The organism is Agriterribacter sp. (genome assembly GCF_035497235.1).
Classification (GTDB): domain Bacteria; phylum Bacteroidota; class Bacteroidia; order Chitinophagales; family Chitinophagaceae; genus Agriterribacter.
The window spans coordinates 51,667-72,323 of the sequence record NZ_DATJEB010000043.1 but is presented as its reverse complement, the minus strand read 5'-3'; the positions used below and the strand labels follow the sequence as shown (position 1 = coordinate 72,323).

Here is a 20,657-nt window from a genome sequence, read left to right as displayed (position 1 = left end):
TGTCAATATAAAATGCCAGGCCAGGTTACGAAAAGCTACACTTAGGGGCTATCGTTTTTTTGAGCCCTTCCTTGCCAGGGGTGACAGGCAATGGGTTTTTAGGCGTAACGCCGCAATTTGTTATATAAAAGTAAAGATTTGGCTTAGTTTTTTCTGCAACTGTACTTTTGTATGCGTTTATACGTCATAACCATACATAAAACAACAGCCGGTTTGAAAAAAATAGTACTTATACCAGTTTTACTTTATTTCTACAGCATCACTTTTGCTCAAAAAGTGGACAGCATTTATTTTAATTTGTATACCGATAGCCTGAAAAAAGGAACATACAATTATATTAATGTAATTGGGAAACTCTCAAACGGCAATTTCCGTCCGATGGACAGCACCCAGCTTCTGTTTACTGCTTCTTATGGAAAATTCTACGGCAACAGCCTATGGTTACCCTTTGAACCCACGGTTGAAAAAGTAGAGGTCACGGTTAAAGCAAGGCAAAATCCTTCGCAAATACTATATCGTACCATTTATATAAAAAAAGCAGCCGATGATGCAAAATTGAAAACCGTGGATGAAATAATGGCTGAACCACCAAAATCAAAGCGGAGAAAGCATTAACACAGATATTTCCTTCTGCTATTTACATCAACCTGAAAGTATCGCCGTCAAACAGCCCCCTGTCGCTCAGTTTTAAATGGGGTATTACCAATAGCGCCATAAAAGACAATGTCATATAGGGTGCAGACAAAGCTGACCCAAGCGCTTTGGCAGCTTTATCCATCATGGCGTAACGCGCGGCTACGCTGTAACCATCCTCAGTACTCATTAAACCAGCTACAGGAAGTGGCAATATCAGGTTTATTGGTTCGCCGCTGCCGGGTGAAGGCGCCCACAGGCTCACCCCTCCTTTACATTCAATGACCATGTTTACAGCATGGCATATGGCCGTATCATCTGTTCCTACAGCAACAATATTATGACTGTCATGCGCAACCGAAGAAGCTATGGCTCCTTTTTTCAAGCCAAAATTTTTAATGAAGGCTTTAGCAACAGGAGCATTGGTGTAACGGTTAACCACTACAATTTTCAATATATCATTGCCGGTATCTGAAACGGATACGGGATGTTCATACAATAATTTATTGGTAATAAGCTGGCCATCCAATGCTTCTATTACCGGCAATAAAGCATGCGTTTCCACAAAGGAGAAATCCTGTATCGTTTTCTTCTTACAGTGAAAATTATTAATCGCTCCGCTGTTCGCAACAGGTTGTACCAGGCTCTTTCCCTTATCTGCCACCCATTCACCTTTTACCCAGGTTTGCAGCACTTCAAAGCTGGTTAAATCTTTAACTAATATAAAATCGGCACTATCACCTGCGCGCAGCAACCCCACATCAAGCCGGTAATGCAAAACAGGATTGATACATGCCGCTCTTAATATCTTATATATGTCTATCCCTTTGGATGCCGCCCTGGCGCATAACTGATTAATATGCCCTTCCACCAGGCTGTCGGGGTGCTTGTCATCGCTGCAAAACATTATCTTTTCCGGGTAGTCATGCAACAGGTCAATTAAGGCTTCAAAATTTTTAGCCGCGCTTCCTTCTCTTACAAGAATATGCATTCCGTATTGCAGCTTATCCAATGCCTCGGCTTTGGTAAAACATTCATGGTCTGTTGAAATGCCCGCATCAATATATTGTTTAGCCTGCCCGCCCCTGAGTCCCGGCGCATGCCCGTCTACGGGTTTATTAAGCGTTTGCGCCGCAGCAATTTTTTTCATTACGCCTGCATCCCTCCTTAAAACTCCGGGAAAATCCATCATCTCGCTCAGGTATTTAACTTCGTCTTTCCGCAGCAGTTTTTCAACATCATCAGCATTTAACTCCGCTCCCGCGGTTTCAAATACAGTAGCCGGCACACAACTGGGAGCACCAAAGAAAAAATGGAAAGGAACTTTTTTACCATCATTGATCATATATTCCACGCCTTCCATACCACAAACATTAGCTATTTCATGGGGATCGCTAATGGTGGCTACCGTACCGTGCACCACAGCAAGTCTTGCAAATTGCGAAGGCACGAGCATAGAGCTTTCAATATGAATATGCGCGTCAATAAAACCCGGTAAAATAAAAGGAAGGTCGCGATCATCTTCATTCTCTATTTCCTGTATTGCCTGTATCTTACTCCCGTCAGTAAAAATGATTCCGGGGTATATGGTTTGCCGCAAAACATCCACGATCCGGCCTTTAATTTGATTAGTATATGTCATATTATCAGAAAGTAATGATCCGGTAACAAGTTAAATGATAAACGGAAATTATAAACAGGCCGGAAACACTTATTTTTGACGGAATAATTAAAAGTAAAATCAATGAAAAAATTAAAGTTCGCCATATTGGCTGTTCTTATAAGCATCATGGCTATACCTGTACAGGCGCAAACAGTGGATGAATTGCAAGCCAGCTATATTAAAGCATTGGGTGGCAAAGAAAACCTGTCTGCATTGAAAAATATTTTCATTGAAACCAATATGGAAGTAATGGGCATGCAAATGCCGGCCAAACAATGGATCATTTATGGCACAGCCTCGCGCCAGGAAGTAGCGTTTCAGGGGCAAAAAATGGTCACCTTTATAGCCAAAGATAAAGGCTGGATGATCAATCCTTTAATGGGGAGTACAGAAGCCCGGCCCATACCTGATGATGCCGTAAAGGCAGCAGAAGGAACTTTAATTGCAGGAAGCGAATTAACCGATTACAAGGCAAGAGGATTTACCGCTGTTTATAAAGGAAAAGATACGGTTAATAACATAGCAGCACACAAGATCATACTGAGCAGGGGCAACTATGAAAGTACTTTTTACCTGGATCCAAACAGCTATTATGTGATCCGCAACATTGTAAAAACTGAAGTAGATCAGCAAACGGTTACACAAACCACCGATTTTTCGGATTACCGTAAAACACCGGAAGGCTTTGTTTTTGCCTATAATGCCGTAATAAGTAATGCTATGGTAGGAGAAATAAAATCCAGCATCAGTAAAATTGAGATCAATACCTCACTTGATATTAAAGCTATGGAGCAAACGAATTAACGGACAGCAAAAATATTTTAACGCTAAGATGCCTTCCTGTGTTCATTAAAACCGGGCGATGTGGCTGCTATGATTTTTGAGTGCAGCTCTTCAGGCTTAAAGGGTTTAGGCACATAATCATTAAAGCCCTTACTGAGCAAATCTTCCTTTATGTTTTCATAAGTAGCCGCTGTAAAAGCGATAATAGGTACATAAGGGTGTGTTTTTCTTATTTCCGCAACGGTTTGCGCTCCGTCCATTTCGGGCATTTCCAGGTCAATGAGTAACAAATCGGGTTGATGCTGATGAAAAAGTGCTACTGCCTTTACGCCATTTTCTGCTTCAATTACCTCCATATTCCATTTTTGTAAAAATCGTTTGGCAACTATCATATTGATAGGATTGTCTTCCGCCAGCAACACTTTTATTCCTTCCAGGCTGGAAAGTCCTTTCAGTTTACTTTCATCAACATACGATTTTTGCTGCCTGGCAATTTTAAAGCTAAGTGTAAAATAAAAGGTACTGCCAATTCCTACATTGCTTTCGGCCTGCAGGTCGCCTCCCATTTGAGCAACAATTTTTTTGCTTATCGCAAGCCCCAGTCCTGTACCGCCAAATTTTCTCGTTGTTTCAATATCCGCCTGTGTAAAGCTTTCAAATATCTGCCGCATCTTATTTTGCGCGATGCCAATGCCGGTATCTTTAACCGCGATATAAATATCAGCATGATGGCTCTTATGCGCAATTTCTTTTACCTCAATCGTAATCTTTCCGCTCTCCGTAAACTTTATAGCATTTGCCACCAGGTTATTCATTACCTGTATCAGGCGCATTTCATCGCCATATACTTCCAGGTTCGCATTGTCATTAACATCAATTTGAAGCAACAGGCGTTTTGCCGCTATGGGAGCGGCAAAAGGAGCTATCACTTTTTGTAAAAAAGCCTTCATATTAAATGGCGCATTTTCAAGCACCATTTTCCCGGCTTCAATTTTGCTAAAATCAAGGATGTCGTTCACCAATTGCATCATGTGCTCTGAAGAATATTTGAGTACTTCAAAACTCTGTTTTTGCGATGGCAGATACTCTTCATGCAGTATGATGTTTGTAGTGCCTATAATAGCGTTTAACGGCGTTCTGAGCTCATGGCTCATGTTTGACAAAAACCTCGACTTTACCTGAACCGCTTTTTCCGCTTTTTCCTTGGCTTTCAATATTTCAAATTCGGCAATTTTAATTTCCGTAATATCCAGGATACTGATTTTACAAAAATGATATTCCCTGTGCGAAAAGGGAACAATGTTTACATATGCGAAAAAGGGCGTATCGTCTTTTCGCACAAAATCCATATTGCCATACCAGGGAGATTTTTTGGCAAACTGCTGCTTACCCTGTACAACTATATGTTCTTCCATTATATTACCCAGGAGTTGCTTGGCAGATGTACCTACTATTTCTTCTTTACTGGTTAATCCAAATACTTCAATGGCCTTTTTATTACAGCCGGTTATTACCATACTATATGTATCAACAATGAACACGCTGTCTAACGAGGTATCGTACACGGTATCCTTAAACCGTGTTTCATCTAATAGCTTTTCCTCATTAATTTCCAGGGTTTTTAAGATATAGTAAGTAAAGCATGCCGTTATAACCAGCGAAAGGCTAAGATTTGAACTGAATAAAGCGCTGTATTGCTCCGTACTGATGGCCTGCACATTACTTACATAAGGCGCCACAATAAAAATTAATGCCGCAGTAATGAAAGTTACTACAGAAGTCAGGATCAGCTCTTCATAATTCTTACGGATATCAATAACAAAAATCAGCGCTAATAAAAAGGGGAAATAATACATATGCTCTCCGGCCCTCAGGCCTTCCGCATAGCTAATGGCAAACAGGTAAAAGTTGATGGTAATAATACCCAGCACTTTGGCAAATACCCGTTTACCATCCTTATTTAAAAAAAAACATACCGATAATAGAATGATGGAAGTAATATTCAGGGAAATGCTGATGTATAACCCATGCACAATATTCATTATTACCGATATCAGGTTTACACCTATTCCGAAAAAAATAAAAATGATGAGTCTTTGTACCTCCTTATTCTCTTCATGCCCTTTGGCAGGATCAATGCCACTGTTTAAAATACTATAGCAAAAAGATACTAATTTATCTAAAATGTTCGTTTGCATAAGCTGAGATGATGATTTGACCACATTAATATTTATTCAACGCAAAAGGTAAAACGCCTTTATGCTATGCAAATTGTGATAATGTATAATGAAGATCAGAAAATAGTATTCCTTTTTTCACCTGAACTGGACAACGCGTTTCTGCAGGAATTATATGGTGATGACCTCCTGCAGGCAGAAATGGTTTTTGAATCTTCTGTTCAGCAACTCCGTAATGAGCAGCAGTTGGCAGAAACCAGGTTTCACAACGGGGATATGCAGGGGTTAAAAAAAGTAATTCATAAAATGAAACCCCTGTTAGGCTATATGGGCATGAATGAGATCATGGAGGAGTTTGCAGTATTTGAACAAACCTGTGCCCAGTCTGAAACGGCAGCAGAAGCGGAGGCAGGATTCTATCATATTAAGATTATAACGCTTGAAGCGGTAAAAAAAGCGGAAAAAGAAATTAAACGGCTGAAACAGCACAATATCCAATATCTATGAAGTATCAAAGCATTATTGTAGAAGATCTCCAGGTTGCTGCAGAATTTCTTAAAAGGTTCTGCGAAAAATCCGGGGTGGTAGACGTGGCGCATCATTTTCTTAACGCGGAAGACGCCATGCTGTTCCTGAAAGACAATGTAGTAGATCTTATTTTCTTAGATGTTGAAATGCCCGGCGCCACCGGGTTTGAATTGCTGGATCAACTGGTGTACACACCACAGGTAATTCTTACTACTTCTAAAACCGAGTATGCTTACAACGCGTTCCAGTATAACGTTACAGATTATCTCAAAAAACCATTTACCTATCAGCGTTTTTTAGAAGCGGTACAAAAAGTGAGTAAAAAAACGGAACAGCTAAATGGGGGTTCCGAGCAGGATCATATGTTTATTAAAACAGATGGCAAACTGATCCGGCTGCATAATGATGATATTCTTTTTATTGAAAGCATGGGCGACTATGTTAAGTTTATAACGCCCGTAAAAAAATACATCACGCACAACACCATCAAAAACTTAGAAACCAAGGTAAACCCGCAGGTGTTTATGAAAGTGCACCGTTCCTATATTGTAAACTTTACCAAGATCAACGATATACAGGAAAATGTTTTATTCATCAATGGCAATATGATACCCATTAGTAAAACACATAAATCGGGGGTAATGCAAAAGATTAATATACTGTAACCGGAAATCTTTATTCCCTATTTTAAAACATTTGTTTGGCAATCCTTGCATCGTGCCCGTAAATATCATCCCTGCAATTCAACGCTCCCATTGAGTCAACCCAGGCGGTAAAGTAACCAATAAATACTTTAACGGGATATTTTAGCGTAACATACTTTTCTTTCCCGCTGTTCATAGCCGCAATTATTTTTGCGCCGGTCCATGCACTGTCGTTGCGCAAAAGAAACTCTGCTAATTTCCGGGGTTCGTTTAACCGTATACATCCATGACTGAATGCCCTTCGCGTTTCGCCGAATAAACTTTTCTGGGGGGTGTCGTGCAGGTAAATATTGTAGCTGTTAGGAAACAAAAATTTCACCTTTCCAAGCGAGTTGTTAGGCCCGGGCTTTTGCCGCACTATGGGTATAGCGCCCGAATAACCCGTGATTTCCATATTATGCCCGGTAATATAATTCTTATCCTTTTCCATGCCCGGTATAATTTCATTTTTTACAATGCTCGCAGGCACATTCCAGTAAGGGCTGAATACAACGTATTTCAAATCGCCGCTAAAAACAACGGTGTTATGCTGCGTGGTTCCTACCACCACATTCATACTGAATGAAAGGCTGCCATTTTCAAACACATGTAATTTAAATTCGGGAATATTCACCAGGAGATAGTCGCTGTTAATTTCCGCAGGAACCCATCGCATTCTTTCCATATTAATCAGCATTTTGCGGATAGCAGCCTGCGGTGGTTCATTCATTTTACGAAGTGTGGCAGCACCTATAACACCATCCGCCTGCATACCATGCCTCATCTGAAATTTTTTGACGGCTATTTTTAAGGAGTCTGTAAATAACCTTGAACTGTCGGCCGAGCGCATATCCTGCAAAAGCAATAACCTGTGCTTTATAGCCGCAATAACGGCTGCGGTATCGCCCACCTCCAGCCTCTTCCGGCTGGTAACAAGCAGCTCCCATTCTCCCGCTTTCTCTATAGCATAATAATCCAGCAGTTTTTGTTTCAGGCGCCGATAATAAATGTTTACAGGTTCATAACTGTCAACCTTTTCGCCTTTATGCGCAATAAGGGAATCCAGTAAGGCCACCTCATTTATTTTTTTTCGGGGAATATACCATTTCAGGTCGCTGGTATTGAGATTCCGATCGCCCTGGTAGGCTTTTTCAGCATAGCGGAAAAACTGGACGGTGAGCGATAACTCCGCTTTTAAACGGTTCGTATCGCTTAACGGAACGAAATGCCCTCCTGCTTTCAGCGTATCAAACACCTGTTGCAATACCGGGTTATACAAGCTGCTGTCTCCGCTATATGCAATATAATCGCTCTGCATATTTAAGAAGTTGTATGCCTGCTCTGCAGGCCCATCGCTGAAAAACCAGGCATACTGATAATTACGGGCATTATAAAAGCTGCGGAACCGGTTGGCTGTGGTATCTGAAAATTGCTGCTGCTGAATATAGCGCTCCAGCGCAATACTGTTGAAGAACAGTTGCGTATAAGCATTAGATATGGTAATGGTTGTGTCTCTTTCTTCCACTACGGGGGTTTCATTCTGCCGGTTGCGGCAGGCCGAAAAAAGAAAACATAGCGTTATCACCCATACAATAAACTGCTTCATATCTGAAAGTTAAAGATACCAGCACTTAAACATCGCTTTCCGTCTCCGTTATATCCGGTCTCCTTTCTTTGGTTCGCTGTACAGCTATTTCATAGCGCCAGTCGGCTATTTTCTTCGGATCGCCGCTTAGCAATATTTCCGGCACTTTCCATCCCCGGTAATCAGCGGGACGTGTATAAACCGGCGGTGCCAATAAATTATCCTGGAATGAATCAAAAAGCGCGGAAGTTTCATCATTCAAAACGCCAGGCAGCAAACGCCCAATAGCATCTACCAGTATGGCAGCGGGCAGTTCGCCGCCGCTTAATACATAGTCGCCGATCGAAATTTCCTTAGTTACAAAATGTTCCCGCACTCTTTCATCAATGCCTTTATAATGACCGCAGATCAGCAATAAGTTCTGTTGCAAAGAGAGCTGGTTGGCTGTTTTTTGGTTAAATTGTTCCCCATCGGGAGTAAGATAAATGATTTCATCGTAAGCCCTGCTTTTGGATAAATGTTCAATGGCATTTACCAAAGGCTCACACATCATTACCATACCGGCTCCTCCGCCATACTGGTAATCATCTACTTGTCCGTAAGCATTTACGGACCATTGTCTTAACTGGTGTATTTCCACCTGCAGCAATCCCTTTTCTCTTGCCCGTTTCATTATGGAATGCGAAAGCGGGCTTTCTAATAATTCCGGCAATACGGTAATAATGTCTATGTGCATACCGCAAAGATAGAGGCAGTAATTATTATTCGTTCATTTTACTACTTTTGCCGCACGTATGAATACTATTACCAAAGCACTAACTGCCATTTTTCTCATAACTGTTTCCTTTGCCCATGCGCAGGAAATAGAATTAGACCCCATTACGGTAACCGCTACCTTAAGCCAGAAAAGAGCTTCGGAAACCGGAAGGAATATTACTATAATAAAAGGAGAACGCATTCAGAACCTGCCGGTACATTCATTAGATGAGCTGCTTCGTTATATCCCTGGGGTTGAAATACAGGCACGCGGCCCTATGGGGTCGCAGAGCGATATTGTGTTACGCGGCGGAACATTTCAACAGGTACTGGTAATATTAGACGGTATGCGCCTGAATGATCCCAATACCGGTCATTTCAATAGTTATATCCCCATCGCCCCGTCTGAAATAGAAAGAATTGAAGTTTTAAAAGGCGCCTCTTCCGCCATTCATGGCGCTGACGCGGTAGGCGGTGTAATATATATTATCACCAAATCATTCGCTGCAACACAAAACCAGGAGAAAACAAATATCTCGGCAGGTATTTCTGCAGGCGAATATGGTTTTTTAAATACCGATGCCGGTTTTTTTTACCGTAAAAATAAACTAAGCATTGGCGGCGGCGTATTAACCAATAATGCAAACGGTGTGCAGCAAAGAGGTACCAAAGGCTTTTTGCATAATACTACGGCATCCGTTTCTGCCAATTATCATCTCAACTCCAAATGGAATATTGCCTACCGTACGGCATATGACAACCGGGACTTTGCCGCACAGAATTTCTATACCAGTTTTTTGTCTGATACTGCAAAAGAAAAAGTATCGTCTTTCTGGAATCAAATAAAGATCGGCTATCATACCGAAAAGCAAAGCCTTTCATTAGATGCAGGCTTTAAATGGGCGAAGGATACTTATAGCTATAACAGCAAGAGTGTTCCAAATAAAAATATTTCGCAACTGTTTCAGGCGCTCTTACTTTATCAAAACAAGCTGAGCAATAAAAGCACATTGGTTACCGGATTAAATTACCAGCAAAAAATGATTCATTCCAATGACAGGGGTGATCATTCGCTGTTTATGGCTTCTCCATTTATTTCTGTTTCGCAACAACTCGCCCAGCATTTTTCAGTTCGCCCTTCTGTACAATTGGTATTCTTTGAAAAAATTCCGGCTGAACTGGTGCCACAGCTTGATCTTTCATACAGGATACAGCAATGGCAGTTACGGGGAAGCGCCGGAAAAACTATCAGGGACGCAGATTTTACGGAACGGTATAATAACTACAATAAGGAACTGGTTACAAGCGGAAGGATAGGTAACCCCGGACTTAAAGCAGAAAGATCATTCAGCTATGAAGCCGGTGCAGACTGGTTCTGGAAAGAAAGACTTAAAATATCAGCTACTTTTTTCCAACGTTTTCATCAGCGCCTTATTGATTACAGCACTACGTCTTATACTAATATGCCGAGAAAGGAAAATCTTTCTCCAACGGGTGTTTACGCTTTAGCAAAAAATATAGCTACGGTAAATACGCTGGGTTTTGAAACGGATATAGAATATATGCATATGCTGAATGAAAACCAAAGCATTACCGCGTCTGCCGGCCTGGTATGGCTCAACAGCAAAAGCAGCGATACGGTTCCATCGTTTTACATTTCCTCACATGCTAAATTTCTCACCAATTTTTCTCTGATCTACCAGTGTCATAATCTTACAGCAAGCTTCACCGGTTTATATAAAAAAAGACAGGAGCAATCTGCTTCTGCCATTCATGCCAGCATAACTCCTGATTATTTTATACTGAATGCCAAACTCGAGTATGCGTTCTTTCATAAAGCATTATCCATTTTTGTACAGGCAGATAATGTTTTTGACAGGCAATACAGCGATTTGTTAGGTACTCCAATGCCCGGACGCTGGTTGATGGGTGGCGTAAAGTGGCAATGGAACAGGAGGAGCTTATAGTTTGTCGTTTATAGTTTATTGTAACCTGCACCCTGTAACATGTACCCTGCACGTCTCACCATCCAATACCATAATCCTCTCCGTGGTTACTGCTGCCGCCCCATAATGTTTTATGCTTCCAGTCGAAATAAATAGCATTGATGGGTCCGGATGTGCGGTCTTCAAAACTAAGCTTATACCCTTTTCCGGTTAATTCTTTCCTGGTCCATGGCGGCGTATTGCTGTTGAGCAACAAGCTCCCGGGCCTTGGTCTGCGGTCGGCATTGCCGGTTCCGCCGAGCGATAGCCATAGCTGATTGGTATTTACATTAGCTGCTTCGGTAGCCTCCTGTACCGTCATATCAAATTCAACCACATTCAAAAAAAACTGCAGCAGGTTCTGATCCTGGGTATCGCCGCCCTGCACCGCAAATGCCAAATAGGGTTTCCCGTCTTTCAGTGCCAGGGTAGGCGTTAGCGTTACTCTCGGACGCTTGCCCGGCGCTACTACATTAAAGGGATTTAATGTACTGTCGCATACAAAGCTCTGCATACGCTGGCTCATGCCCATGCCCGTATTACCTGCTATACAGGCCGGTATCCATCCGCCACTGGGCGTTACAGATACCACCCAGCCTTCCTCATCCGCAGCTTCTATCGAAGTAGTACCCCGCCATAGCCTGTCTTTATACAACGCTTCTTCTTCGGGTGAAGAAAATGATTGCATAGTTGTTGTCGCATCGTGCGCAGGCATAAACTTTTCCGGGTTTTGACTTTTTGCTGTGTCAGCAAAAAACCCTCTCTTATTTAGGATGTTAAGATATGGGTTGGATTTATTTTCATAGGCATAAGGATCGCCCGGGGCGGCATTGGGGTTGTTACGTTGCGGATTAATCAATTCCGCTCTTTGCTTTGCATAGTCTTTCGACAACAGCCCTTTCATGGGTTCCTCAGGAGGGAAATAAGGATCCCCATAATAAAAATCCCTGTCGGCAAAGGCAAGTTGCATAGCCTGGGTTATAGTATGTATATAATTGGCAGAATTATATCCCATGCCTTTCAGGTCAAAGTTTTCAAGGATGTTTAAAGTCTGTAGCATAGCAGGTCCTTGCGTCCATTGTGATAATTTATATACTTCAATGCCTTTGTAATTTACTTTTAGCGGTTCTTCTATTTTTACAGTCCAGCGTGCCAGATCTCCGGCAGTGATCAATCCTCCCTGCTCCCGGCATCCTCTTGCAAATTCAGCCCCGATATCTCCTTTGTAAAACCGGTCATATGCCACGTATATCGCTTCCTTCCTGTTTTTCTTTTTCTTTAAGGCCTGCTGCTCTGCATCTACCAGTTTTTGCAGGGTTTGTAACAGGTCATTCTGCACAAAAACTTCTCCCGCTTCAGGCGCCTCACGTTTTTCACCGGCGTGCGGCAGAAAAACTTTCTTTGAATAAGGCCATTGCTTAATTCGTTCTTTATTTCTTTCTATACTATTGGCGGTTTGCGCTTCCATAGCATAACCTGCTGCCATTTGTATAGCAGGCTCCAGCACTTCTTTCAGGCTCATTGTTCCATATTCGGCAAGCATGGTGCATAATCCGCCTGGCGTACCGGGAGTAACCGCGGCAAGCGGCCCATATTCCGGGGGAAATTCCATACCCTTACTTTTAAAGAAAGCAGGTGTTGCCCCGGTTGGCGCCACGCCCAGCGCATTGATGCCAATCACTTTCCCCGTTTTGGGATTGTAAATCAGCGCCTGTGTTTCTCCACCCCAGCTCAATACATCCCACATCGTACAGGTTGCTGCCAACATAGCGCAAGCCGCATCTACCGCATTGCCACCGCGTTGAAATATAGCGGCACCTGCCGTAGCAGCCAAAGGTTTACCGGTAATTGCCATCCAGTGCTTGCCGTGTAAAGGAGGCTTTTGGGTAGGCTGCGCCTGTATGAAAACAGTGCAGAAAATAATGATGAAGCAGCTTATGACATATTTCATATGCATACGATTTGATTTTTAAAGGTACGGTATCAATACGCTTAAAATAGCGGAAGGATACGACCTGCTTAAACTTTTACCAGGACTTACCCCTGAAAACTTTAATGGCATAGTAAAAACTGCTAAAGAAGTAAATATCCCCTTTGCGGGACACGTTTCTTACGATGTAGGCATATGGAATGCTATTGCGGCCGGCTATGCCTCCGTTGATCATATGGACGGTTTTGTAGAAGGCCTTGTTCCGGGCATAATAGATCAGATACATGATTTGACTTGCATTGGAGTAATGCACTAATAGAGCAAGTAATATTTTTGTACTTATTTGTACTTAGCTCCAATACTACTATTGCACTTTACTTGCCACGCTCGCTTCTGCTGTAGCACTAATCTCCCCAAAAAATACCAGGTCATTTAATATGCAGGAAATATCGGGTTTTTTATTACGTTTAAGGTATATATGCACAGAAATTTATGAGCAAGCCTTTTGTAAAAGAACTACAGGAATTAATAGCGGCTAATATCATAACTCCGGCTACAGCACAGGAAATAGCTGATTATTATAAACACAGAGAAAAAGACAGCCCCAACAGGTTTTCCGCAGTGGTTAATATTTTGGGCGCTTTACTGGTAAGTCTGGGCATTGTGCTGGTAGTGGCTCATAATTGGGATGAACTGGGAAGGTTTGCCAAAACTTTTTTTTCTTTCTTTCCATTGGTAATAGGTCAGGGTTTATGCTTTTACGTGCTGGTGAAAAAGAAAAACAATATTGCCTGGCGGGAATCGGCTGCTGTTATACTTTTCTTTGCTGTAGCCTGTTCTATTTCTCTTATCAGCCAAACCTATCATATTACAGGTACCATGAGTGCGTTTTTACTGACCTGGATGCTGCTTACCATACCACTTGTTTATATTTTGTCCTCTTCCACAGTGGCATTATTATACATTGCAGGCATTACCTGGTATGCCTGCGCCACAGGATTTTTTAATTATTCAAACAATGTGGTTCCTATCTATTATCTACCCTTGCTCGCTTTGATTGTCCCGCACTATTATTCATATTCCACACATAAAAAAGAAAGTAATTTTTTTCATCTGCTCAACTGGTTGCTTGTACTATCTGTAACGATTGTACTGGGAAGTTTTAGCGGTGGGGAAGACAGAACCGAATGGGTATTTACGGGATATCTTGCTTTGTTTTCTGTGTTTTATCTTTTGGGCAGGTTGGAAAACTTTAGCAATCAAAAACTATTCGCCAATCCTTTTTTAATCGTTGGAACATTGGGAACAATTTGTATTCTTATGTTCTGGAGTTTCGGCTGGTCGTGGACAGATGCCTACCGTTATTCAGACATTGACCGTCCATCCATATATTTTTCTCCGTTTCTATATGTTACTATTTCTATACTTATCATTGCAGCGTGGCTCGTACTATCAGGCTACAGGACTACTAAAAATATCATTTTCGATCCCACGGGCTTTTCGGGTTTTGTTCTGCTTGTATTGTTGCTGGCGTTCCGGAGCCTGCCTCATATTGCTGTGTTGTTCATCAACCTGTGGATACTGTACCTGGCTGTTTTTTTCATTCGTAAAGGGGCTTTACAGGATCACCTGGGCATATTAAATTTTGGTTTATTAATGGTAGCAATATTGGGGGTCTTACGTTTCTTCGATAACGGGATTCCTTTTATATGGCGCGGGGTTTTCTTTCTTGCAGCAGGTGCCGGTTTTTTTGCCGGTAATTATATGATGATTAAAAAAAGGAAGTCCATTACCAAAAAATAATTTTATTATGAAACAGTTCGCAATTGGAGCGTTTATCATTATTGCCATAATACAATGGTTTGTACCCGGCAAAATGATATGGGATAAGGAAGCTGTGTTGCGAAAAGGGAAGATTTTCAATTTCCGTACCGAACCGGTTGACCCCTCACATCCTTTTAAGGGAAGGTATATTGCGCTTTCATTCAAAGAAAATAAGTTTACAACAACTTCACCCCATTCGGCGCTCCTCAATTATGGAGAGGCTTTTGTTTTGCTCGAAAAAGACAGGGATGGTTTTGCAAAAATAAAAAATGTAGTAAAGCAAAAACCGGACGCCGCGCTTGATTATGTACAGGCTTCCATCAGCTATATTGACAGAAAAAAGGATACAGCAGTCATCCATCTGCAATACCCTTTTGATGCATTTTATATGGATGAATTTAAAGCACCCAAAGCAGAAACGGTGTACCGTGAAAGCACCAGGGATTCAACCCAAAAAACTTATGTGGTAGTAAGCATTCTAAACGGTGATGCTGTAATAAAGGATGTGATGATCAATGATCAATCTATACGGCAGGCAATCAGTCAAATGGATGGCGCCGAATAAATCGCTCCTTCACTTCACTCTTTTCACCTTTCTCTTCTCTCTACCTGATCTTTTCCTTCACCAATTCCTTTACTTTGTCAATAGGCAGTCTTTCCTGTGTCATGGTATCCCGGTAACGGATGGTAACGGTATTGTCCTCCTTGGTTTGGTGATCCACTGTTATACAAAAAGGTGTACCTATGGCATCCATACGGCGGTAACGCTTACCAATGGTATCCTTCTCTTCATAAAAGCAATAAAATTCATCCTGGCAGTTCCTCATAATATCCCTGGCAATTTCAGGCAAGCCATCTTTTTTGGTTAAAGGGAGTATAGCCAGTTTTACAGGCGCTATTTTAGCAGGGATACGCAACACGGTGCGGCTGTCGGCAGACCCGTCTTCTTTGGGAATCGTTTCTTCTTCGTATGCGTTGGAGAGTATGGATAAAAACATCCTGTCTAACCCAATAGATGTTTCCACTACATAGGGAACGTAATTGCCATAAGGCTTACCGGTTGCTGCATCAATATCATTATCATAATACTGCAGCTTCTTTTTGCTATACAACTGGTGCTGGCTCAAATCAAAATCACCCCTGCTGTGTATGCCTTCTACTTCTTTAAAACCTATAGGAAATTCAAATTCTATATCACAGGCTTCCTTAGCGTAGTGGGCTAATTTAACATGATCGTGATACCTGTATTTTTCAGCCGGCATACCTAAACTTAAATGCCACTGCAATCTTGCTTCTTTCCAGTACTTATACCATTCCCCTTCGGTGCCGGGCCGCACAAAGAACTGCATTTCCATTTGCTCAAATTCCCTCATCCTGAAAATGAACTGACGCGCCACGATTTCATTCCTGAATGCTTTGCCGGTTTGCGCAATGCCAAAAGGAATTTTCATGCGGGCTGTTTTTTGTACATTCAAAAAATTTACAAAAATACCCTGGGCGGTTTCGGGCCGCAGGTATACCATGTTGTCATCTGCATTTTCAGCGGCCACTGCGCCGAACTCGGTTTTGAACATCAGGTTAAACTGGCGTATATCCGTCCAGTTGCAGGTACCGCTGATGGCGCATTTGATGTTATGATCTTCGATGAGTTTTTTTAACCCGGCAAAATCATCTGCCGACAGCAGGTTGTCCATTGAAGCCAATAAGGCTTCTGCCGCTTTCTCAGACAGGGTTTCCGCATGTGCTTCAATTAAATGATCTACCCGGTATCTTTTTTTACTGTCTTTATTATCTATCATAGGGTCGCTGAAATTATCAACGTGCCCCGATGCTTTCCAGGTGGTGGGATGCATAAAAATAGCAGCGTCAATGCCTACAATGTTTTCATGCAACTGGGTCATGCTTTTCCACCAGTAGTCGCGGATATTTTTCTTTAACTCAGAACCCCAGGGGCCATAATCATATACCGCGCTCAGCCCATCGTAAATTTCGCTACTGGGAAATACAAATCCATATTCTTTGGCGTGTGCTATTACCGCCTGAAACTTGTTATTATCGTTGGTTGCCATAAGGGCGCAAAGATAAGAGATAAGATGAATTTATGAAGGGCAATCAGCCTTCAGCTACAAGCCATCAGTGGTGATGCAGATTGCAGGGTACAAGTTCCAAGGGAATGCCCCTGAAACCTAAGACCTGTAACCTGCAGCTTTTAACTATACCTTACACGCCTTTTTATAATCGTTTTTTTGCAGCCATTGCAAAACCTTATCCCGCTGGTCGCCCTGCACAATAATTTCGCCTTCTTTCACCGATCCTCCCGTGCCGCAGTAGTTTTTTAATTTTTTGCCCAGCGGTTCAAGATCAGCATCCTTGCCTTTAAATCCGTATACAATGGTTACTGTTTTCCCCGCACGCCGTTTTGTATCCAATACAATTCTTAAGGGCTGTTGTGCCGGGGGTAAGGTACTGATGTCAGCACTTTCTTCTTCAAAAGAAAAGGATGGGTTGGTGCTAAACACATAGCCCCGGGTATCGGGTTTATTTTTTTTAGACATAATAAGAATGTTTTCAGATCAATACCGCTTTTAGGCTTAAATCGGCACTAACCGCATGGTGAATAACGGCGCCCACGCTCACAAAATCCACTCCTGTACGGGCATAGTTAACAATATTTCCCAGGTTAATGCCCCCGCTGGCTTCGGTTTCAAATTTTCCATTAATTACCTTCAGCGCTTCTGCAATCTGCTCCGGTGTAAAATTATCAAGCATGATCCGGTCTGCCCTGCCAAAAGCCACTACTTTTTTTACATCATCCAGATTCCTGGTTTCTATTTCAATTTTCAAGCCCGGTTTTTTTTCCTGCACATAAGTATAGGCTTTTGCCAGCGCTTTTTCAATACCTCCGCAATAATCAATATGATTATCTTTCAGCATAATCATATCATACAATCCCATACGATGATTGAGACCTCCGCCGATCCGCACCGCTTCTTTTTCGAGCAAACGGAAATTAGGCGTGGTTTTCCGGGTATCTAACAGTTGGGTATGATAGCCTTTTAGCAAATCCGTATACTTACGGGTAAGCGAAGCTATACCGCTCATACGCTGCATACAGTTCAGCACCAGCCTTTCGCATTGTAATATAGTATGCACCCTGGCTTCCACTTCAAAAGCGGTTTCGCCAATGCCCATTTCATCTCCATCCTTTTTGAAAGCAGCGAACAGGATATCCGGCTGCATATGCCTGAATATTTTTTCAGCAACTTTCATTCCGGCTAAAATGCCTGCTTCTTTTATTTTCAAGATAGCTTTACCTTTTACAGCAGGTGAAATGCAACTTAATGTGGAATGATCACCATCGCCGGTATCCTCCTGCAAAGCATTTTGTATGAGCAATGCAAGCGCTTCTTCATATGTTGTCATAAAGCAAATCTAAATGAAAATACAGAAAATGTTCATCGAAGAAATATACACTAAAATCGAAGAAAAGATTACGTACAACGAATAGATTACGCAACTGCTGAAATATTGGCAATCTTTGTATTGTCAACGTTGCTACACCTTCAACCCAATAACTGAGAAAACCGGAACCCTGAAAAATTACCGAAATCTTTAATCCAATACCTACAGAAATAGCTGATCTCTATCCCCTGAACCAAATCCAAAATCCTGATCCCCTGGAAAGACAAACTTTCCAGCCTCTTTCAATTGCTATGAAAACCAAAAGCATCTATCGATTTTGAAAACCACCAACAGCCTGGACATGTTACCGCAGACCACCCAAACGATATAAAAGCACACCTCTGATCAAAGAATTATTAAACCGGACGCTATCGCCCGGTTTAATGCATTTTAGCCAATTCACTTTTATTTAAAAAGCCTTGCGTCAAACTCAAAAAAAAGCGCGGATGCCACATCTACCCTTTCGAAATCAGGGTGAGCAGGATTAATCAATACATTATATTCCTGATGAATAATGGCAGAAGGTAATTTTAACAACAGCGACTCTCCGGAGCCTAACCAGGAGTCGCCTATAAACCGGCAATAGTCAATATCTGATTGCCAGTTTTGCTTTAAACCGGCATCTGGCAAGGTTTTTACTTGTATATCCGGTACTTTTATGGTTAATAAGATGTTCGTCCTTATTTCATCGTAACTGGCTTTATGAATAAGCAACTCAAGCAGCGATAAAGAGATAGAGCAACTGCAGTATAACACGGCATTCCCTTTACTGTTCCACCGGCCACCATAACGGCGTGCCCCTTTTCCTGAAATATCTTTACTGTATTTTTCCAATGTAAACCTATACAGCATCATATAAATATACCGTGTTGAATTCGACCTATTTCCTCAGTTAAAAGCTGGATACCTTTTGTAGAAGTAAGCGCATCAAAACCCAACCTCATACCCAATATGTTTTTTTCCCGCTTCAACCAGCGGTAAAGGGCATCGGTATCCGAAAAAGTTTCCTTCCCCAAATCAATCAGTTCACTGATATGCAAAATACGATCGGCGTAAATACCTTCAAAAAAAGAATTATCCCGGGCGTAACGCTGAATGGTTTTTTCGGAAAGATGCAGGATAGCACCCCATTCCTTTTGCGTAAAAGGAGCAAGCGCGGCTATTTTCTCAAACTTCTTATAGGAGAAGCTATCCGTAACCGGTAATGCATTTATCCTGCCGTACACGGCCAAAGGCTCTTCCACCCTGGATTCAAAGTCTTCGGGTTTATCTTGTACCAGCTTCTTCTTCTTTCGTTTCATATAGCGTCATTTACACCCCCAATGTACGACAATTGTCTGATACAAAAAAATATTTTTATCGTTGTACCTGGTTGCAGAAAATTAAAAAGCCGCTGCCAACCCGCAACAGCTTTTTAATTAAACTATATGTTTTATTGTTCAGCTAAAAATTAAACCCTAATCTGAGTCCAAGCAAACCCACCTTCGTATCGAAGTCTTTAAGATGGGTAGTTTCGTAACGAATTCCGGCTTCAAACTTACCCAGGTTAACCCCTACGGAAGGCGCATAGGTAAAGCCTCCGGCCTTCTCTTTAACGATTTCATCGCTTTCACTGCCGGCATCGGCCGAATAAACGGTATAAGCGGCATACCCGGCTTCTCCCATCACAAAAAACTTTCCGGCAAAAATATATTTATAACCGAGCCGTAATGGAATATGAGAGCCTACTTTGATATCATCTTCAGATAAAGATTTAGGTATTACCAGCAATGCACCGGGGGAAAAAGTGGCATAGCCCGGACCGGCTTTAACGGAAAATCTTAGGCTCAGTCCAAACTCAGAACTAAATACGCTTTTAAACCCGGCATCTCCCATTACGGGTCCGCCTTCAAATCCAAAACCAAAGCTGAATGGCTTACCGTTTTTTTGAGCATGCGCCTGGCTCATGTAAACAGTTGAAACAGCAGTAACAAGGAGTAGCATTATTTTTTTCATAGCATAGATTTAGCATAAAACGAATGCATGAAAACAAAATTGCATAAAAGCAATGGCTATGCCTGCTTTTAAACCGTTTCAGTTATGAAAGAAGTAGGGAGACCCGGAGTTTATCTTTTACGGAGTGTATAATTGAGCGGAGTGTCTATTTTGTTTTGCTCTTTGTCGAGCATTACAATTGTTGAATCATCTTGTTTTAAAAAGTATTTAGGCTCATCCGGTCTGTCATAGTTCAAAAAAAACACAGCAGCGTCCTTATCCGTTTTTATCCCTTTTATTATATCCCACTTGCCTTTGCTGGTAAATGTGGTATCGCCGGTATTGATACCCAGGTAGGTTTCTTTTAAAATATAATTGTTATTATCGGCATTGGCTACATCCTGGTATAATGTTAACTCCATTTTAATTCCTTCACAATCAGCGCAGGGTAATATGCCTTCAAACACGCCAATAAGCATACGTGTAGCATCCGGCTCTCCGGGCACCCGCGTTTTTACTGCAAGGGCCGAATCTATATCAGGATTGAAGGAGGGAGTAATTTCGGGACGGCTATTGCAGGCAATAAAGAATAATAATATAACACAGGCAGGCAGCAATATTTTTTTCATACGTCCTTATCTTTTATTAAAGATAAAAAAATAAGATTACCCGGC

General features: G+C 41.8%; 19 protein-coding genes. 7 read left to right on the top strand and 12 right to left on the bottom strand.

Annotated elements, in window-relative coordinates; all coding sequences use genetic code 11:
* Positions 1 to 213 precede the first annotated feature (213 nt).
* The gene (locus VL121_RS15540) at positions 214 to 615 is read left to right on the top strand and encodes a hypothetical protein (protein WP_325406983.1); all 402 of its coding nucleotides are present in this window, start codon (positions 214 to 216) and stop codon (positions 613 to 615) included.
* 22 nt (positions 616 to 637) lie between these two features.
* On the opposite strand, the gene ade is transcribed toward VL121_RS15540, so the two are convergent.
* Positions 638 to 2,275 carry an adenine deaminase gene (gene ade, locus VL121_RS15535; protein ID WP_325406981.1) on the bottom strand — a complete coding sequence of 546 codons (1,638 nt, stop codon included), beginning with the start codon at positions 2,273 to 2,275 and terminating at the stop codon, positions 638 to 640.
* 102 nt (positions 2,276 to 2,377) lie between these two features.
* Between ade and VL121_RS15530 the strand changes: the two genes are divergently transcribed.
* Positions 2,378 to 3,100: a hypothetical protein gene (locus VL121_RS15530; RefSeq protein WP_325406979.1), complete on the top strand. Its 723-nt coding sequence runs from the start codon at positions 2,378 to 2,380 to the stop codon at positions 3,098 to 3,100.
* A 23-nt stretch (positions 3,101 to 3,123) separates the two neighbouring features.
* Here VL121_RS15530 and VL121_RS15525 read toward each other — a convergent pair whose 3' ends face one another.
* On the bottom strand, positions 3,124 to 5,277 hold the full coding sequence (locus VL121_RS15525) for a hybrid sensor histidine kinase/response regulator (protein ID WP_325406977.1): 2,154 nt from the start codon (positions 5,275 to 5,277) through the stop codon (positions 3,124 to 3,126).
* Positions 5,278 to 5,343: 66 nt separating this feature from the next.
* Here VL121_RS15525 and VL121_RS15520 point away from each other — a divergent pair, with 66 nt between their 5' ends.
* Together VL121_RS15520 and VL121_RS15515 are read left to right on the top strand one after the other, a co-directional pair.
* Positions 5,344 to 5,763 carry a hypothetical protein gene (locus VL121_RS15520; RefSeq protein WP_325406975.1) on the top strand — a complete coding sequence of 140 codons (420 nt, stop codon included), beginning with the start codon at positions 5,344 to 5,346 and terminating at the stop codon, positions 5,761 to 5,763.
* Positions 5,760 to 6,449 carry a LytR/AlgR family response regulator transcription factor gene (locus VL121_RS15515; protein WP_325406973.1) on the top strand — a complete coding sequence of 230 codons (690 nt, stop codon included), beginning with the start codon at positions 5,760 to 5,762 and terminating at the stop codon, positions 6,447 to 6,449. The genes VL121_RS15520 and VL121_RS15515 overlap by 4 nt, the downstream gene beginning before the upstream one ends.
* Before the next feature lie 22 nt (positions 6,450 to 6,471).
* Here VL121_RS15515 and VL121_RS15510 read toward each other — a convergent pair whose 3' ends face one another.
* Together VL121_RS15510 and trmD are read right to left on the bottom strand one after the other, a co-directional pair.
* Entirely contained in the window at positions 6,472 to 8,073 is a 1,602-nt protein-coding gene (locus VL121_RS15510; RefSeq protein WP_325406970.1) for a L,D-transpeptidase family protein, read from the bottom strand.
* Positions 8,074 to 8,098: 25 nt separating this feature from the next.
* Positions 8,099 to 8,788: a tRNA (guanosine(37)-N1)-methyltransferase TrmD gene (trmD, locus tag VL121_RS15505; RefSeq protein WP_325406968.1), complete on the bottom strand. Its 690-nt coding sequence runs from the start codon at positions 8,786 to 8,788 to the stop codon at positions 8,099 to 8,101.
* 58 nt (positions 8,789 to 8,846) lie between these two features.
* Here trmD and VL121_RS15500 point away from each other — a divergent pair, with 58 nt between their 5' ends.
* Positions 8,847 to 10,775, top strand: a complete 1,929-nt coding sequence (locus VL121_RS15500) for a TonB-dependent receptor plug domain-containing protein (RefSeq protein WP_325406966.1) — start codon at positions 8,847 to 8,849, stop codon at positions 10,773 to 10,775.
* A 55-nt stretch (positions 10,776 to 10,830) separates the two neighbouring features.
* Here the strand turns inward: VL121_RS15500 and VL121_RS15495 are convergent, their stop codons facing one another.
* Positions 10,831 to 12,744 (bottom strand): gamma-glutamyltransferase family protein, encoded by a 1,914-nt coding sequence (locus VL121_RS15495; protein WP_325406964.1) that lies wholly within the window; start codon positions 12,742 to 12,744, stop codon positions 10,831 to 10,833.
* Between the two features lie 471 nt (positions 12,745 to 13,215).
* Here VL121_RS15495 and VL121_RS15490 point away from each other — a divergent pair, with 471 nt between their 5' ends.
* Both VL121_RS15490 and VL121_RS15485 read left to right on the top strand, forming a co-directional pair.
* The gene (locus tag VL121_RS15490) at positions 13,216 to 14,526 is read left to right on the top strand and encodes a DUF2157 domain-containing protein (protein ID WP_325406962.1); all 1,311 of its coding nucleotides are present in this window, start codon (positions 13,216 to 13,218) and stop codon (positions 14,524 to 14,526) included.
* Between the two features lie 7 nt (positions 14,527 to 14,533).
* Complete coding sequence (locus VL121_RS15485) at positions 14,534 to 15,112, top strand: GDYXXLXY domain-containing protein (RefSeq protein ID WP_325406960.1); 579 nt, start codon at positions 14,534 to 14,536, stop codon at positions 15,110 to 15,112.
* Between the two features lie 40 nt (positions 15,113 to 15,152).
* Here VL121_RS15485 and VL121_RS15480 read toward each other — a convergent pair whose 3' ends face one another.
* The 7 genes from VL121_RS15480 to VL121_RS15450 form a co-directional block, all read right to left on the bottom strand.
* A complete protein-coding gene (locus VL121_RS15480) occupies positions 15,153 to 16,616 on the bottom strand; it encodes a glycine--tRNA ligase (protein ID WP_325406958.1) in 1,464 nt (487 codons plus the stop codon).
* Positions 16,617 to 16,760: 144 nt separating this feature from the next.
* On the bottom strand, positions 16,761 to 17,102 hold the full coding sequence (locus VL121_RS15475) for a translation initiation factor (protein ID WP_325406956.1): 342 nt from the start codon (positions 17,100 to 17,102) through the stop codon (positions 16,761 to 16,763).
* A 13-nt stretch (positions 17,103 to 17,115) separates the two neighbouring features.
* Entirely contained in the window at positions 17,116 to 17,970 is an 855-nt protein-coding gene (gene nadC, locus VL121_RS15470) for a carboxylating nicotinate-nucleotide diphosphorylase (protein WP_325406954.1), read from the bottom strand.
* Between the two features lie 444 nt (positions 17,971 to 18,414).
* Positions 18,415 to 18,864 carry an RES family NAD+ phosphorylase gene (locus VL121_RS15465; RefSeq protein WP_325406952.1) on the bottom strand — a complete coding sequence of 150 codons (450 nt, stop codon included), beginning with the start codon at positions 18,862 to 18,864 and terminating at the stop codon, positions 18,415 to 18,417.
* Positions 18,861 to 19,310, bottom strand: coding sequence for a type II RES/Xre toxin-antitoxin system antitoxin (parS, locus tag VL121_RS15460; RefSeq protein WP_325406950.1), 450 nt, complete (start codon positions 19,308 to 19,310; stop codon positions 18,861 to 18,863). The genes VL121_RS15465 and parS overlap by 4 nt, the downstream gene beginning before the upstream one ends.
* Before the next feature lie 142 nt (positions 19,311 to 19,452).
* Entirely contained in the window at positions 19,453 to 20,004 is a 552-nt protein-coding gene (locus tag VL121_RS15455) for a hypothetical protein (RefSeq protein ID WP_325406948.1), read from the bottom strand.
* Between the two features lie 110 nt (positions 20,005 to 20,114).
* Positions 20,115 to 20,612 (bottom strand): copper resistance protein NlpE, encoded by a 498-nt coding sequence (locus tag VL121_RS15450; RefSeq protein WP_325406946.1) that lies wholly within the window; start codon positions 20,610 to 20,612, stop codon positions 20,115 to 20,117.
* Positions 20,613 to 20,657: the final 45 nt, after the last annotated feature.

What these genes read in the sequence shown, in the direction of transcription:
- ade (WP_325406981.1), bottom strand. Translation starts at nt 2,275, where the DNA reads ATGACATATACTAATCAAATTAAAGGCCGGATCGTGGATGTTTTGCGG.
- VL121_RS15530 (WP_325406979.1), top strand. Translation starts at nt 2,378, where the DNA reads ATGAAAAAATTAAAGTTCGCCATATTGGCTGTTCTTATAAGCATCATG.
- VL121_RS15525 (WP_325406977.1), bottom strand. Translation starts at nt 5,277, where the DNA reads ATGCAAACGAACATTTTAGATAAATTAGTATCTTTTTGCTATAGTATT.
- VL121_RS15520 (WP_325406975.1), top strand. Translation starts at nt 5,344, where the DNA reads ATGCAAATTGTGATAATGTATAATGAAGATCAGAAAATAGTATTCCTT.
- VL121_RS15515 (WP_325406973.1), top strand. Translation starts at nt 5,760, where the DNA reads ATGAAGTATCAAAGCATTATTGTAGAAGATCTCCAGGTTGCTGCAGAA.
- VL121_RS15510 (WP_325406970.1), bottom strand. Translation starts at nt 8,073, where the DNA reads ATGAAGCAGTTTATTGTATGGGTGATAACGCTATGTTTTCTTTTTTCG.
- trmD (WP_325406968.1), bottom strand. Translation starts at nt 8,788, where the DNA reads ATGCACATAGACATTATTACCGTATTGCCGGAATTATTAGAAAGCCCG.
- VL121_RS15500 (WP_325406966.1), top strand. Translation starts at nt 8,847, where the DNA reads ATGAATACTATTACCAAAGCACTAACTGCCATTTTTCTCATAACTGTT.
- VL121_RS15495 (WP_325406964.1), bottom strand. Translation starts at nt 12,744, where the DNA reads ATGAAATATGTCATAAGCTGCTTCATCATTATTTTCTGCACTGTTTTC.
- VL121_RS15490 (WP_325406962.1), top strand. Translation starts at nt 13,216, where the DNA reads ATGAGCAAGCCTTTTGTAAAAGAACTACAGGAATTAATAGCGGCTAAT.
- VL121_RS15485 (WP_325406960.1), top strand. Translation starts at nt 14,534, where the DNA reads ATGAAACAGTTCGCAATTGGAGCGTTTATCATTATTGCCATAATACAA.
- VL121_RS15480 (WP_325406958.1), bottom strand. Translation starts at nt 16,616, where the DNA reads ATGGCAACCAACGATAATAACAAGTTTCAGGCGGTAATAGCACACGCC.
- VL121_RS15475 (WP_325406956.1), bottom strand. Translation starts at nt 17,102, where the DNA reads ATGTCTAAAAAAAATAAACCCGATACCCGGGGCTATGTGTTTAGCACC.
- nadC (WP_325406954.1), bottom strand. Translation starts at nt 17,970, where the DNA reads ATGACAACATATGAAGAAGCGCTTGCATTGCTCATACAAAATGCTTTG.
- VL121_RS15465 (WP_325406952.1), bottom strand. Translation starts at nt 18,864, where the DNA reads ATGATGCTGTATAGGTTTACATTGGAAAAATACAGTAAAGATATTTCA.
- parS (WP_325406950.1), bottom strand. Translation starts at nt 19,310, where the DNA reads ATGAAACGAAAGAAGAAGAAGCTGGTACAAGATAAACCCGAAGACTTT.
- VL121_RS15455 (WP_325406948.1), bottom strand. Translation starts at nt 20,004, where the DNA reads ATGAAAAAAATAATGCTACTCCTTGTTACTGCTGTTTCAACTGTTTAC.
- VL121_RS15450 (WP_325406946.1), bottom strand. Translation starts at nt 20,612, where the DNA reads ATGAAAAAAATATTGCTGCCTGCCTGTGTTATATTATTATTCTTTATT.